The following is a 13,678-nucleotide window of genomic DNA, read 5'->3' as shown; positions in this document are numbered from 1 at the left end:
TCCGTGTCACCCTGCTGGTCTCCGCAGCATAGGTCCAGCGCTGTGTCGTGCGCCACAACGCAACGTGATGCAACGCTTGCGTCCCCCTCACCCCCGGTGTGTGCTGGATCACAACAACGACCGGAAGGGATCGGCCATGACCGATATTCTCGAGCAGCCCACCGAGCGCACCACCGACCCGCAGCAGCGTGTGGACGTGTGGCTGCGAGATTTCGAAGCAGCGCTCGCGGCCCGTGACGTCGAGGCGGCGGCAGGCATGTTCGCCACCGACAGCTTCTGGCGAGACCTCGTCTCCTTCACCTGGAACCTCAAGACCGTCGAGGGCCGGGACGGCGTCGCCGGGATGCTGCGCGAACGTCTCGACGACACCGACCCCAGCGGCTTCCGCACCACAGAGACTCCTACGGAGGACGACGGTGTGGTCAGCGCCTGGATCGCATTCGAGACAGCCGTCGGTCGCGGCGAGGGCCATCTGCGTTTGAACGATGAGGGCGCGTGGACCCTCCTCACCACGCTGCAGGAGCTGAAGGGGCACGAGGAGGGGAAGAAGGAACGTCGCCCGCGCGGCACGAAGCACGGCGCCGACCGCGACCGCATCACGTGGTCGGAACAACGGGACGCAGAGGAGCGTGACCTCGGCTACGAGACACAGCCGTACGTCGTCATCGTCGGTGGCGGGCAGGGCGGCATCGCGCTCGGCGCGCGGATGCGTCAGCTCGGGATCCCGGCGCTCGTACTCGACAAGTACGACCGCCCCGGCGACCAGTGGCGCGGCCGATACAAGTCGCTGTGCCTGCACGACCCGGTCTGGTACGACCACCTCCCGTACCTGCCGTTCCCCGAGAACTGGCCGGTGTTCGCGCCGAAGGACAAGATCGGTGACTGGCTCGAGATGTACACCCGCATCATGGAAGTGCCGTACTGGTCGAAGACGTTGTGCACATCGGCGTCGTACGACGATGCGGCCGGCGAGTGGACCGTGAACGTCGAGCGCGACGGAGAACCGCTCGTGCTGCGGCCCAAGCAGCTGGTGATCGCGACGGGGATGTCGGGCAAGGCCAACGTGCCGAACTTTCCGGGCATGGACCGCTTCCGGGGCGACCAGCATCATTCGAGCGCGCACCCCGGGCCGGACGCCTACGCCGGAAAGAAGGCTGTGGTGATCGGAGCCAACAACTCCGCCCACGACATCTGCGGCGCACTGTGGGAAGTCGGCGCCGATGTGACGATGGTGCAGCGCTCGTCGACGCACATCGTCAAATCCGATTCCCTCATGGACCTCGGCCTCGGCGACCTCTACTCCGAACGCGCCCTGGCCAACGGAGTGACCACACACAAGGCGGATCTGACGTTCGCCTCGCTGCCGTACCGGATCATGCACGAGTTCCAGATCCCCGTGTACCAGAAGATCGCCGAACGCGACGCCGACTTCTACGAACGTCTGGAAAAGGCCGGTTTTCTTCATGATTGGGGCGACGACGGGTCGGGACTGTTCATGAAGTACCTGCGACGCGCGTCCGGTTACTACATCGACGTCGGTGCCTCGGAGCTTGTCGCGAACGGCGATGTCAAGCTCGCGCACGGCAATGTGCGGGAGCTGACCGAGAACTCCGTGATCCTCGAGGACGGCACCGAACTCGACGCCGACCTCGTCGTCTACGCAACAGGTTTCGGTTCGATGAACGGGTGGGTCGCCGACCTGATCGGTCAGGATGTCGCCGACAAGGTCGGAAAATGCTGGGGCCTGGGCTCGGACACCACCAAGGACCCCGGCCCGTGGGAGGGCGAGCAGCGCAACATGTGGAAGCCCACGCAGCAGGACGGGTTGTGGTTCCACGGCGGCAATCTGCATCAGTCGCGGCACTATTCGCTCTACCTCGCTCTCCAGCTCAAGGCGCGGTACGAGGGAATTCCGACCCCCGTCTACGGCCTTCAGGAAGTCCACCACCTGAGTTGACGCCTGGAAGCTACGCAACCGCGCGGCGCGCGGGCAGATACCGTCGGTCGACCTCGTGTACCTGTCCGCGCACCGCGCGGTCATCGGCGACGTGCCCGCCCCGCCGCGGCCGCGAGGCGAACTCGAACGGTGTCGAAGCGAAACAGCTCCGGCCACGTCCACCGCACGACCTCGAGGCCCAGTGCGCGAAGTGCGTCCTCTCGCAGCTTCTCCTTGTGGACGGTCTCCGCGGTCGCTCCGGGTTCGTCGGCCCCGTACTTGCCTCGGCCGTCGAACTCACCGACGACACCGACGTCCTTCCAGTAGAAGTCGGGCCGAGCGACGAATGCTCCGGAATCGGTGTGCAGTTCGTACTGCAACTCCGGGGTGGGTAGCCCGGCGGCGGCGATTCGCAGGCGGCTGAGCGATTCGCCGGGGCTCTCGCTCCGCCCGTCGAGAAACTCCACTGTTCGACGCGCCGCCGCGATACCCGTCCGCGTGCGGGCGGTGCTCACCGCGTCGGCCAGGAGCGGTAGCGCGTCGGGATACATCCGCAGCGCCGAATCCCCCGCGACCACCGCGTGATCGGTCTGCAGCGTTCGTGCCAGATCGACGATGGTCCGCGCGACGGAGGTCACGGGTACCCCGGCCACACTGACGACTTCGTCGGGTGGGAGGGACGTCGTGTGGACGTGCACGGTGTCGAGGCGTCGGCCACCCGACGCGCGATTGCGGCTGATGTGGAGGCGAGAGAGGTCGACGTCCCAGAGGGCCAGACCGTGCATCGCTGCAGCGGAGACGTGGCTGACGGCAGCGCCATCGGACAAGTTGCCTCGAAAGCCGAGCACCCGAACGCGATGCAGGGCTACAGGATCGAGCTCGGTCGTGCCATCGATGTAGATACCCCGCGCGACACGCCGCAATGCCCCGATTCGCAGTGCCTGACGGATCTCGTCGACGGTCGTTCCGGACGCCAGGAGTTCGGAGCGGATCAACAGTTTCGGTTCGTTCATGGTTGGCAGCGTCGCAGCCCACTGCACCGACTTCCGGCGGTTTCGTGCCCGGGCGACAATTCTGTGGATGAAGTGTGCGCCTGTGGACAACCTGCAACCGCGCGGGAATGAGGTACGAACACCGGGTCGACGCGGTGTGTCTGCCTTCGTTCCGCGCGGTTGCGGTGGATCAGGAGGTGCTGATCTCGTTCGGTGTGCGCGGCAGGGTGGCTGTGCGGATCCCGCCCGACTCGAGGTCGACGGCGTGCAACTCGTCGTTGGCCGGATCGGTGACGTACGCGGTATGCCCCTCCACGGTCAAAGCCGGGCGCGGCGACTGCCACTCGTCGGGCTCGGTCCACGGGTCGAGGACGTCGATGCGGTCGACGACGTCACCTGTTTCCGGGTCGATCACGTGCAGAGCGCCGTCGGTGCCGAGTACCAGGGCCTCGCCGTGCGGCCCCCGCCCCAGCGACCGGAACGTATAGCTCGTCCCCAGATCGACGAGTCGAAGTTGTGCGGTGCGAGTGTCGACGAGCGCGACCCGTTCCGGGCGTTCGAGCTCGGCGTCGGGGTCGGTCTTGTAGTCGCCGAGGACGATCGGTGACTCGTCGGAGCCGGCCTGATTCCCGAGCCGTCCGTACGGGTCGGGCGCGGTGACTTTCGTGAAGGTGCCGTCGCGGAAGATCACCATGCCGTCCTCGCACCCGAACACCACGGAATCGGCTGCGACGGCTTCGCCGTGTACTCCGGGGCATTCGTCGGTTCGAGCAACTTCGTTGCGGCTCTGGTCGAGAAGGACAACGCTGCTGCGACTTTCGCTGTCGCCCTCGGTGACGAGAAGCGATCCGCCGTCGATCGGCACTGCGACACCGTGATGGGCGTCCGGTGTGGTGTAGGTGTCGGTTTCGGGAAGCGGGCCGGCGGGGTCGAGGTCGTCGGGGTCCAGCAGTGCGATGTTTCCGGTGCCGTCGTCGAACAGCGCGGTGGTGCCGGCGTGCACGACGACGTGTCCGGGTTTATCGGCGGAATAGGTGAGGTCGGTGAGAGCGGGTGCGCCTGCGTAGTGGTGGCTGTGATCGCCGTGGGTGTCGCTCCAGCTGCCCGTGTCGAGGGCGCGGAAGCCGCCGGCGGTGGAGACGAACACGTGGCGGTCGTCGCCTGCGGGGCCGAGACGGTTGAACCCGTTGAGGGGAAGATCTGCGACGACGTCGAGTTCGGTCGCGTCGACGACAAGGATGCCGCCGTCGTAGGTGAGGGCCAGACGCGGCTCGGGTGAGGTGACCTCGGCTGCCTTCGGTGTGCTGGCCGGTGCGGCATCGGAGGGCTGGGTCGACGAGGAGCATCCCGCGACCAGTGCGGCCGCGAGCGCTGCAGACAGCGCGAGGCTGCCGTGGTGGATCGGTTTCATGGTGAGGAATTCAGCCAGTAATGAAAATGAATGTCAAAGTAGATAATGCATACTGTTGCATTCGTGTCTCTACGACACGCGCTAGAGGAACTCAGAATCCCCTGACATCGTCGTTACCATCGACCGATGGACCCGGTCCGCAACCCGTACGCCCCCGGCGCGGGGCAGCGCCCACCCGAACTCGCAGGCCGCGAGAAGCAGCTCACGGCCTTCGACGTGGTGCTCGAACGCATCGCGCGGGGAAGGCCCGAACGCAGCGTCGTACTTACCGGCCTCCGAGGGGTCGGCAAGACCGTGCTGCTCAACCACCTGCGTTCCCTTGCGATCGCCAAGAGCTGGGGCACCGGCAAGATAGAAGCCCGCCCCGATCAAGGCCTGCGCCGGCCCTTGTCGTCTGCACTCCACATGGCGGTCCGCGAGATCGCCGCGGCACATCCCGATCCGGAATCCGTCGACTACTTCCTCGGCGTACTCAAGTCGTTCGCGCTGCGCGCCACCGCGGACAAGGGCATGCGTGAACGCTGGCAGCCCGGCATCGACGCCCCGGCCGTCAAGGGTCGCGCCGACTCCGGCGACATCGAGATCGACCTCGTCGAACTGCTCGTCGACGCCGCCGGTCTCGCCCGCGACGTGGGTGTCGGCATCGCCCTGTTCATCGACGAAATGCAGGACCTCCATCCCGACGACGTCTCCGCCATCTGCGGCGCGTGCCACGAACTGAGCCAGGACGCCGCGCCGCTGATCGTCGTCGGCGCGGGACTGCCGCACCTGCCCGCCGTGTTGTCGGCGTCCAAGTCGTACTCCGAGCGGCTGTTCACCTACCACCGCATCGACCGTCTCGACCGCGCCGCCGCCGACCATGCCCTGATAGCGCCCGCAGAACGCGAAGAGGTCGAGTTCACGCGGGAAGCACTCGACGTGCTGTACGAAATGGCCGACGGATACCCGTATTTCGTGCAGGCATACGGAAAGGCCACGTGGGACGTCGCCGCGTCGAGTCCGATCACCCCCGACGACGTGCGGGTCGGTGCGCCCGACGCGGAAGAGGAACTCGCCGTCGGGTTCTTCGGATCCCGTTACGAGCGGGCCACTCCGGCCGAACGTGAATACATGCGCGCGATGGCCGAACTCTCCGGCGACGACGGCCCGGTTCCCACCGCGAAGATCGCGGTGGAACTCGGCCGTAAACCGGCGTCGCTGTCGCCGGCACGCGACGGCCTCATCAAGAAGGGTCTGATCTACTCGGCCGAACGTGGATCCATCGGATTCACCGTGCCGCACTTCGGGAAGTACCTTCGTGCTCAAACAGACTGAGCTGCGCACGTAGCCGCGTCAATGCGCGGTGTTGTGCCACCCGCACGGCGCCGGGTGTGGTGCCGAGCATGAGCGCGGTGCGTTCGGTGCTGTAGCCGCGGAAGATCCGTAGAATCACGATCTGCCGCTGCTGTTCTGGCAAAAGTTCGACGAAACGGCGTGCAGCTGAGGCGAGTTCGCTGTCGAGAATGTCCTCGTCGGGTGCAGGTTCGTGTATCTCGTGGACCGACGCCACTGGACGTACGGCGTTGCGCCGCGCATCGACGACCTTGTTCGCCGCGATCGCGAACGCGAACCGCAGCACCGACCCACCTCGATCGTCGTATCGGGGGAGCGCGCGGACCAGGGCCAGACAGGTTTCCTGTGCGACGTCCTCGGCGGGTGTGTGCGCCCGGGTCTGCTCGTCCATGCGTGCGGTGCAGAACTGCAGGACGTGCGGGCGTACACAGCTCACCACGGTGCCGATCGCGTGCGGTTCACCGGCGACGGCGCGCGGCACCCAGTGGCGGAGCAGGAGTTCGGTGTCTTTGTCGGCCATGGCGGTGGTCCTCTCGGGTGGTGTGGATGTCACACCACCTTCCGCCGCGGAGTGGCCGCGCACTACCGACCCTCGGGTGGGTTATTCGTCCACCCACTCCACGGTGGCGTCGAGTGATGCCCGATCGGTGCGGCAGGTGTTGGCCGGATGTGCGCCGTCGGCGTAGCCGAATGCGATGGCGCAGACGACGTCGCGGTCGTCGCCGATGTTCAACTCGCGCCGCAACGCGGTCCCGGCCATCGGTACAGCGGCCTGCGGGACAGCCGCGATCCCGAGAGATTGGGCGGCGAGCAACAGGGTCGAGACGTAGCCGCCGCAGTCGACCGCGCCGTACACCCCGAGTGCCTTGTCGGTGGTGATGATGGCGACGTGCGGTGCGCCGAAGAATCGGTAGTTCTCGAGCATCTGCTCGGTGCGGCGCGCGTAGTCGTCGCGGGCGATGCCGAGCGCGTTGTACAGCGCATATCCGGCGCCACGACGACGTTCTGCGTACTCGCCCCGGTATTCGACCGGTCCCGGGATGTCGGGGTCGAGTTCGCCGGACGAGGCTTGCGCGTGGAGTGCCTCACGAAGGCGTTCGATTGCATCTCCGCTGATCAGGTGCACACGCCACGGCTGGGAGTTGCACCACGACGCAGTGCGCTGCCCCATCTGCAGCATGCGTTCGATGTCCTCGCGCGGAACCTGCTTGTCCAGGAAGCCGCGGCAGCTGTAGCGGGAGTCGAGGAGGGTCGACAACATCTCTGCATTGCTGGTCATGCAGATCACAATGACACAGGTCAGGAGTTAGCGATCGTTCAGGGGCGTGCACCACGTCCGTCACCGACGTGCCACCGACCTTCGGATCATCGTCGGCCCACGTTCGCCCGATGCGTATATCGCGACGGTGCACGGGACTCGATTCGAGCAGGATTGTGTTCTCTACATCGTTCTAGTGGCTTTCCGAGAGATGGAGATAATCCGCTGATCGTCATGCTCCACACCGGTCGCCTCACCGGCGTGTGAGACTGCAGGAATGGGAACGACCGATCAGCCGCTTCTCGGGGAATCGTGGCGTACGGACCTCTTCGACATCCCTGCTTATCTGAGCGCTGTCGATGTCCACCCCGCCGAACCGACACTCGAACTACTCGAGGAGCTACACGGGAAACACGTTCGTACTTTTCCCTTCGGGAACGTCGACGTGTTGCTGGGTGCCCACCCCGGTGTCGCGCCGGACGTCGTCCAGAACCAACTGATTCGACGACGTCGGGGCGGATACTGCTTCGAGCACTCGCAGATCTTCGCGGCGGCGCTCGAACACCTCGGGTTCTCGGTACGTCGGTCACTGGGCCGCGTCCACGCCCTGAGCAACGCCCGCACGCACATGACGGTGATCGTGACGATTGCCGGTGATAGATGGCTGTGCGACCCGGGATTTGGATTCAGCATCACCGGGCCGATCGCGTTGAAGGACGGTGCCGTCCGCGTCGAGGGAGATCGCGAGTTCGGGATGCGAGAACTCACCGATCAGGGCAACACCGTCTGGGCACTCAACCGTGGCGGCAAGGCCGAGCACTACGCCGACGAGAGTCCGGTGCATCCCGCCGACGTCAGGGCCGGGCATTTCGTCACGTCGCGTGAGGAGAATTCGCCGTTCGTGAATCACCTCATGGTGATGCGACACATGCCGTACGCCCACGTGACACTTACCGAGAGCGCGCGCACGGTCCGAGCCCCGGGCAGGGAAACCGAGCACACAGAACTGTCGGTCGCCGAAGTCGTCGACACCGTCCTCGAGCTCGGAATCCTGCTGGATGAGGAGGAGGTCGACGCGCTGACCACCGTGGTGACACGGCTGCGGAAGAACGGGTGAAACGTCAGACGATGTCCTGTTCGTGCCCGGCCGCAACCCTGCGCAGCCCGCGATACGCTTCGGCGGGCGAACGACGGCCCGCGACCACGGCCTCGACCTCGGCTGCGATGGGCATCTCGACGTTGTACTCGCGCGCGAGTTCCATCACCGTCGGTGCGGTCTTGACGCCCTCGGCGACCTGACCGAGCTCTGTGAGTGCCTCGTCGAGGGTCAAGCCGCGTGCCAGCGCCTCACCCACCCGCCGGTTCCGCGACGCTGGGCTCGTGCACGTGGCGATCAGATCTCCGATCCCGGTCAGACCCGCGAACGTACGCGGGTCGGCGCCCATCGCCTCCCCGAGCCGTGTCATCTCGGCAAGCCCTCGGGTGAGGACCATCGCCCGCGTGTTGTCGCCCACCCTGAGACCTTCGGCCATGCCCGCAGCGATCGCGACGATGTTCTTGAGGATGCCACCGAGCTCGCATCCGAGCACATCGGTGTTGCGGTACACGCGAAACACTTTCGATGCGAACAGCGGCTGCAACGCAGTCGCCACCGAATCGTCCTGGATCGCCACCACCGACGCCGCCGCCATGCCGTCGGCGATCTCGCCGGCGATGTTCGGTCCCGACAACAAACCGACGGGGTGGCCGGGCAGGCACTCCGCCACCACCTGGGTAGGCCGCAATCGGGTGCCTGGTTCGAGACCTTTCGCCAGCGACAGGATCGGAACCCAGGCGCGTAGCCGATCGGCGATCTGCTCGAGCGCCGTGCGGACCGCGTGCGACGGCACGCCCACCACCAGCACGTCGGCTTCCTGCGCGGCCTCAGCGATGTCCGACGTTGCGCGTAGCCCCTCCGGAAGCTCACGGTCGCCGAGATATCGGCTGTTGCGGCGGGTTTCGTTGATCTCGGCAGCCGTGTCGGGATTACGTGCCCACAGCAGGGTCGGGGTGTTGCGCGCAGCGAGTCCCGCGACCGTGGTGCCCCACGATCCTGAGCCGAGTACGACGACGCGAACCGGGCGTGCCATGGGGTGATCCCTTCGTCAGTGATGTTCAGAACAGACTCTCACCTGCCGTATCGAGGTGCGGGATGATTGCCGGACTCCGTGTCGGACAAACATCGGCGTGTTGTCACCGGCCGAGTAGTTCCGACACCGTCACGAACCGGTATCCCTGCGGCGCGCAGGCCGTCGACGATCCCGGGGATCGCCTCGAGCGACGACGCCCGCGACGGATACATCACGTGCAGCAGGATCATCGAGCCGGGACGCGTCTCGTCCAGGGCGATGCGGACGATCTCGTCGGTATCGGACGAGGCCGAGTCCGGTTCGACGTCCCACATCACCGTGGTGCGGTCGTGCGAGTCGAGATATCGGGGAAGCGCGAGGAGTTTCTTCCCGTAGGGAGGCCGGAAGGTGATCTCTCCGTCGTAGCCGGCAGCGCGGATCGCGGTGTCGGTGCTCTCGATCTCCTGTGCGACGGTGTCGCCTCCGACGAATACCATCCTGCGATGCGTCTCGGTGTGATTGCCGAGTTCATGACCGGACTCGACGATCGCATGACCCAACTCCGGCTGCTCGGTCATCTCACGGCCCGTCACATAGAAGGTGGCCGGTACATCGGCGTCTTGACTCGTGCGCGCGGTGTCATGCGGGCATGGTGCCAGAGCCCGATTCGCTACGCGGCGTGGGGATCGGTCCAATCCTGGCGCTCGAGCAGCCACGACACTGCCACGCCGCCGACGATCCCCCAGAAGGCTGCACCGATGTTGAAGAACATCACGTCGGACGCGGTGACGATGAACGCGATGAGCGCGCCCATCGTGTAGCGGCGGCCGAACCCTGCGACGAACGCGCCCTGTAGGGCCTTGAGCATCGCCAGACCACCGAGCACCGCCACGAACGACGCGGGTGCCGCGATCATCCACCGCACGAACAACGGCGCGAACAGACCGAAGACGATCGCCAGCCCGCCGCATGCCAACGCCGCGGTGTACTGGCGGGACCGCTCACCCGACGCGGTCAACAGCGCGTTGGTCGGTCCTGTCAGGCACGTCGACACCGCTCCGACGCACGCGGCGGGGAACGACCACAGTCCGCACATGATCGTGGAGATGTTGATCGGAGGGTTGTGACCGGCCGACCGCAGCACCGCGACGCCCTGCCCGTTCTGCACCACGATGACGGTGATCGCGAGGGGCAGAACCAGTTCGACGATCGCCGACCAGGTGAACACCGGTGCGGTGAACACCGGTGCGGCGAGGACGTTTCCGCTACCGGGTTCGGGTTCGAACCGGCCCGAGAACGCGACCGCGATGGCGCCTGCGAAGAGAGCACCCAGAATCGGTGGCATCCACCGGCCGAGCGCACCCACGGCGCTGAGTAGCAGGAACACCACGATCATCGGCACGGCGATCGCGAAATCGGAGCCCAGTGCCTTCACCAGGTTCGTGCCGAACGACAGGAAGACACCCGCGACCATCGCCATGACGATGGGCATGGGAAGCGCCTCCATGACGCGGCGGACGAGGCCCGTTACACCCAGCACGGTGATCAACGCGGCCGTGACGAAGAAGGCTCCGACCACCTCGGCCCAGCTCAGATGAGTGAGGGCGCCACCGACGAGAATCGTGCCGGGGATGGTCCAGAAGAATCCCAGCGGCTGCCGGTAGGCCAGGCTCATCGCGATCGTGAGGATGCCGTTGAGAACGAAGACCCCGAAGATCCACGACGCCAACTCTGCCTGCGACAGTCCGCCGGCGGCGCCGGCGGCGAGAATGACCGCAACCGGGCCTGTGCACGAGAAGATCAGACCGATGAGGCCGTTCGATGCGTACTTGGGTCCGAAGTCGCGCAACACTTCCGACGGTCGGATCCACGGCCGAGACGGTCGCTCGAACAGATCCGTATCGGGATGCGTGGCTTCGTCGACGGCAGTCACCGGGTTGTCTCCTTATTCTTCTTGCCGGAAGCGGGCGGCGAGTTCGCTGCGTGAGCGGATGCCGAACTTCGCGTAGACGCGGGTCAGGTGGTACTGGACTGTCTTCACCGACAGGAACAACTCCCCGGCCACTTCCTTGTTGGTGTGGCCCGATGCGACCAGGGTCGCGACGGCGCGTTCCTGAGGGGTCAGCGTCGACACGTGTGCCTTCCCGCGGGGGGAGTCGTTGTCGCCTGCTTTCAGCCCGCCGGCCTTGAGTTCGCGGTCGCAGCGTTCGACGTACGAGGTTGCGCCGAGCGTGGAATACAATTCGCGGGCGCTACGGATCACGGCGTCGGCGTCGCGCCTCCGGCCGGCTCGACGGAGCGTCTGCCCGTAGGCGAAGTTGATACGCGCACGCTCGTACGGCGTCGGCAGTGTGGCGATCTTGTCGAGCGCGGATTCGAAACTCTCGCGCGCGGAATCGATGTCGCCGCGCGAGCCGTGGATGCGTCCGCGGACGTATCCGAGTCGTGCCTGAGCCGAACGGTGTTGCCGGTCGGCGGCGCGCTCCTCGTGGGGCACGAGGAAGGCATCGGCTTCGTCCACGCGACCCGTCATGACCAGAGCGTTGCCGTGCAGGTCTGCCCAGGGCCAGAAGCCGGGTTCGTCGACCGCCTCCCGGTGCTGCAGCGCAACGAGGGGTTGCAGTTGGCGCAGCACACCTTCGTAGTCGGCCGCAACCTCTGCGCACTGTGCTGCTGCAATGCAGGACGGCACCAGCATGATCGAGTAGTCGTTGGGGCCCGACCTGCCGCGACGCAGATGCTCGACGGCGGCGGGCCAGTTTCCGCGCAACGCCTGGACCTGAGCTCCGGTCCAGTGCACGAGGGGCCGAAGGAGGTCAAGGCCGGTCGAATCCAACTGTGCCGCAGCACGGTCGACAGTCCTGATCGCGTCACTCCATGCCCCGAGTGTGAACTGAGTGCGCGCGAGCCACGCTTGCGCCCACAGTGAGATCCGTAACGACCCGCCGCGAAAGGTTGTGGGTTCGGCGGCCTCCAATTCTGTGCGGGCGCGGTCGGGTTCGTCGAGTGCGAGCGCAAGCCACCCCTCCGCCATGCGGATTCGTTGGCTTTGTGCGCCGAGACGAGTCTGGTCCGACAGCGCGGCGTAGGACTCACGCGCTTCGACGATCTGCCCGGTCATGCCCAAGCCGAGGCCACGGATCGCCAGTGCTTCCACCGACGCCGGTGTGTTCTCCGGTACGAGTTCCGACGCGCGGTCGGCCCACCATACGAGGTCCCCACCGCGCATCCGGGCCAGGGAGTGGAGCACCATCCGGTGAGCGATCATCGCGGCCTGTTCGGGGTCGGATGCCGGATCCTCCAACATGTCCCATGCCTCGGTCAGGAGATCGTGGGCTTCGGCCGCGCGTCCTCGCTGGATGGCCAGATAGCCGAGCACCGCGTTGCGCCTCGGTCCACCCGGGACGCTTTCGATCTCGGGAATGAAGGTCTGGGCCTGGGGGAGGTCCGCAGCGCCGGTGAGTGCGTCGACCCCGCGGATCAGCCTCGACGTGCGAAGTTCGCGTTCGGGCGTGATACGACTCGCTGTGATGAGACCCTCGGCCGCCTGCGACCACGCGCCGTCCCTCGCACGTTGGCGCGCATACTGATCGAGTCGATCGGCGAGAGTGCGGTCGGCAGTAGGTGTCGCCGACACCAGGTGGAACAGGGCTTCACCCTCATCGTCGACGATGGCCGCTGCGCGCAGGTGCAGTTCGCGCCAGCGCGCAGGCCCGATGTCGTCGGTGATCGCGGCAGCCGTCATCGGATCGGGAAACGACAGGGTGACGACTCCTCGATATTCGCGCATCATGAGCAGGTCTGCGCCGCCGGCCTCGTCGAGTAGTGGTGTGGGGTCGTCGATGTCGGCGAGATCTGCGGCCGGAGCGAGCGGTGTCCCGCTGCCGAGGATTGCAGCTGCCTCGACGAGGGACCGTGTTTCGGCCGTGCAGCCCATCAGTGCTCGACGGACCGTGGTGGCGTGTTGTTGCGGTGCCGGGAAGCGGGCTTGCCACCGTTGCCACTGGATGCGGGGAATCTCGTCCAGCAATTGGAGGATGGCCCGCGGATTCCCGAGGGTGTGATCGCGCAGGCGCTGCGCGGTCCACGGTGACAGATCCACTCCGACACGGAGCAGTGCGAGTTGTGCGATGTCGGCGGAGGCGAGCGCACCCACGTAGACGGTATCGGCGCGGTGCGACGACAGGATGTGCACGGTGGCGTCGACGACCCCCTCCGGAAACACATCCGGAACGATCCACAACATCAGGATCGAATGCCGGTGTGCGCGCCTGATCATCGACGAGAGTGCCTGGAGGGATTCGGTGTCCGACCAGTGTGCGTCGTCGACGACGATGATCGTGGGCGTGTGGACGGACTCGAGGAAGGTGTGTGCAGCGTCGATGGCATCGTCGCCTGTCACCGATGCCTGCATCAGTTGTTCGAGCACACCCCAGGGATGGCCTGATTCCCATGTCGCACCGGAGGCGCTGCGTACTGACAGATCTCGGTGGCGATCGGTGAAACCGCGTACGAGTGAGCTTTTTCCGATGCCCGGCGGCCCCTCGACGAGGGCGAGCGCGGAAGATCCGGCTCGCGCCCCGTCGAGGAGTCGATCGAGCTGAGAGAGCTCGTGTTCACGTCCGACCAGCATCGAATTGT

Annotated in this window: 11 protein-coding genes; 3 read left to right on the top strand and 8 right to left on the bottom strand. The window is 66.1% G+C overall.

All coding sequences use genetic code 11. The features are described from left to right. Positions 1 to 136 precede the first annotated feature (136 nt). Entirely contained in the window at positions 137 to 1,957 is a 1,821-nt protein-coding gene (locus ACFWB0_RS08665; RefSeq protein ID WP_378490029.1) for an NAD(P)-binding domain-containing protein, read from the top strand. An 80-nt stretch (positions 1,958 to 2,037) separates the two neighbouring features. Here ACFWB0_RS08665 and ACFWB0_RS08660 read toward each other — a convergent pair whose 3' ends face one another. Further along, a complete protein-coding gene (locus ACFWB0_RS08660; protein ID WP_378490028.1) occupies positions 2,038 to 2,949 on the bottom strand; it encodes a hypothetical protein in 912 nt (303 codons plus the stop codon). A gap of 169 nt (positions 2,950 to 3,118) precedes the next feature. After that, entirely contained in the window at positions 3,119 to 4,339 is a 1,221-nt protein-coding gene (gene aztD, locus ACFWB0_RS08655; protein WP_378490027.1) for a zinc metallochaperone AztD, read from the bottom strand. A gap of 126 nt (positions 4,340 to 4,465) precedes the next feature. On the opposite strand from aztD, the gene ACFWB0_RS08650 reads away from it, so the two are divergent. Continuing rightward, positions 4,466 to 5,653, top strand: a complete 1,188-nt coding sequence (locus ACFWB0_RS08650; RefSeq protein ID WP_378490026.1) for an AAA family ATPase — start codon at positions 4,466 to 4,468, stop codon at positions 5,651 to 5,653. On the opposite strand, the gene ACFWB0_RS08645 is transcribed toward ACFWB0_RS08650, so the two are convergent. Both ACFWB0_RS08645 and ACFWB0_RS08640 read right to left on the bottom strand, forming a co-directional pair. Then, the gene (locus ACFWB0_RS08645) at positions 5,607 to 6,191 is read right to left on the bottom strand and encodes a sigma-70 family RNA polymerase sigma factor (RefSeq protein WP_378490025.1); all 585 of its coding nucleotides are present in this window, start codon (positions 6,189 to 6,191) and stop codon (positions 5,607 to 5,609) included. The genes ACFWB0_RS08650 and ACFWB0_RS08645 overlap by 47 nt on opposite strands. Before the next feature lie 81 nt (positions 6,192 to 6,272). After that, complete coding sequence (locus tag ACFWB0_RS08640; protein WP_378490024.1) at positions 6,273 to 6,950, bottom strand: nitroreductase; 678 nt, start codon at positions 6,948 to 6,950, stop codon at positions 6,273 to 6,275. A gap of 256 nt (positions 6,951 to 7,206) precedes the next feature. Between ACFWB0_RS08640 and ACFWB0_RS08635 the strand changes: the two genes are divergently transcribed. After that, entirely contained in the window at positions 7,207 to 8,046 is an 840-nt protein-coding gene (locus ACFWB0_RS08635; RefSeq protein ID WP_378490023.1) for an arylamine N-acetyltransferase, read from the top strand. 4 nt (positions 8,047 to 8,050) lie between these two features. Here the strand turns inward: ACFWB0_RS08635 and ACFWB0_RS08630 are convergent, their stop codons facing one another. The 4 genes from ACFWB0_RS08630 to ACFWB0_RS08615 form a co-directional block, all read right to left on the bottom strand. Continuing rightward, positions 8,051 to 9,058, bottom strand: coding sequence for an NAD(P)H-dependent glycerol-3-phosphate dehydrogenase (locus tag ACFWB0_RS08630; RefSeq protein WP_378490022.1), 1,008 nt, complete (start codon positions 9,056 to 9,058; stop codon positions 8,051 to 8,053). Between the two features lie 38 nt (positions 9,059 to 9,096). Then, complete coding sequence (locus tag ACFWB0_RS08625; RefSeq protein ID WP_378490021.1) at positions 9,097 to 9,615, bottom strand: polysaccharide deacetylase family protein; 519 nt, start codon at positions 9,613 to 9,615, stop codon at positions 9,097 to 9,099. Between the two features lie 92 nt (positions 9,616 to 9,707). After that, positions 9,708 to 10,970, bottom strand: a complete 1,263-nt coding sequence (locus ACFWB0_RS08620) for a benzoate/H(+) symporter BenE family transporter (RefSeq protein ID WP_378490020.1) — start codon at positions 10,968 to 10,970, stop codon at positions 9,708 to 9,710. A gap of 12 nt (positions 10,971 to 10,982) precedes the next feature. Then, positions 10,983 to 13,670 carry an AAA family ATPase gene (locus ACFWB0_RS08615; protein ID WP_378490136.1) on the bottom strand — a complete coding sequence of 896 codons (2,688 nt, stop codon included), beginning with the start codon at positions 13,668 to 13,670 and terminating at the stop codon, positions 10,983 to 10,985. Positions 13,671 to 13,678 lie beyond the last annotated feature (8 nt).

The organism is Rhodococcus sp. NPDC060086 (assembly GCF_042730275.1).
Classification (GTDB): domain Bacteria; phylum Actinomycetota; class Actinomycetes; order Mycobacteriales; family Mycobacteriaceae; genus Rhodococcus.
Note: the sequence above shows the minus strand (reverse complement) of the source record. Positions and strands in the feature narration are given on the sequence as shown.

Excerpts from the sequence above, each read along its gene's own strand:
- ACFWB0_RS08660 (WP_378490028.1), bottom strand. The coding sequence starts at position 2,949 with ATGAACGAACCGAAACTGTTGATCCGCTCCGAACTCCTGGCGTCCGGA.
- ACFWB0_RS08635 (WP_378490023.1), top strand. The coding sequence starts at position 7,207 with ATGGGAACGACCGATCAGCCGCTTCTCGGGGAATCGTGGCGTACGGAC.
- ACFWB0_RS08645 (WP_378490025.1), bottom strand. The coding sequence starts at position 6,191 with ATGGCCGACAAAGACACCGAACTCCTGCTCCGCCACTGGGTGCCGCGC.
- ACFWB0_RS08630 (WP_378490022.1), bottom strand. The coding sequence starts at position 9,058 with ATGGCACGCCCGGTTCGCGTCGTCGTACTCGGCTCAGGATCGTGGGGC.
- ACFWB0_RS08650 (WP_378490026.1), top strand. The coding sequence starts at position 4,466 with ATGGACCCGGTCCGCAACCCGTACGCCCCCGGCGCGGGGCAGCGCCCA.
- ACFWB0_RS08665 (WP_378490029.1), top strand. The coding sequence starts at position 137 with ATGACCGATATTCTCGAGCAGCCCACCGAGCGCACCACCGACCCGCAG.
- ACFWB0_RS08625 (WP_378490021.1), bottom strand. The coding sequence starts at position 9,615 with ATGACCGAGCAGCCGGAGTTGGGTCATGCGATCGTCGAGTCCGGTCAT.
- ACFWB0_RS08615 (WP_378490136.1), bottom strand. The coding sequence starts at position 13,670 with ATGCTGGTCGGACGTGAACACGAGCTCTCTCAGCTCGATCGACTCCTC.
- ACFWB0_RS08640 (WP_378490024.1), bottom strand. The coding sequence starts at position 6,950 with ATGACCAGCAATGCAGAGATGTTGTCGACCCTCCTCGACTCCCGCTAC.
- aztD (WP_378490027.1), bottom strand. The coding sequence starts at position 4,339 with ATGAAACCGATCCACCACGGCAGCCTCGCGCTGTCTGCAGCGCTCGCG.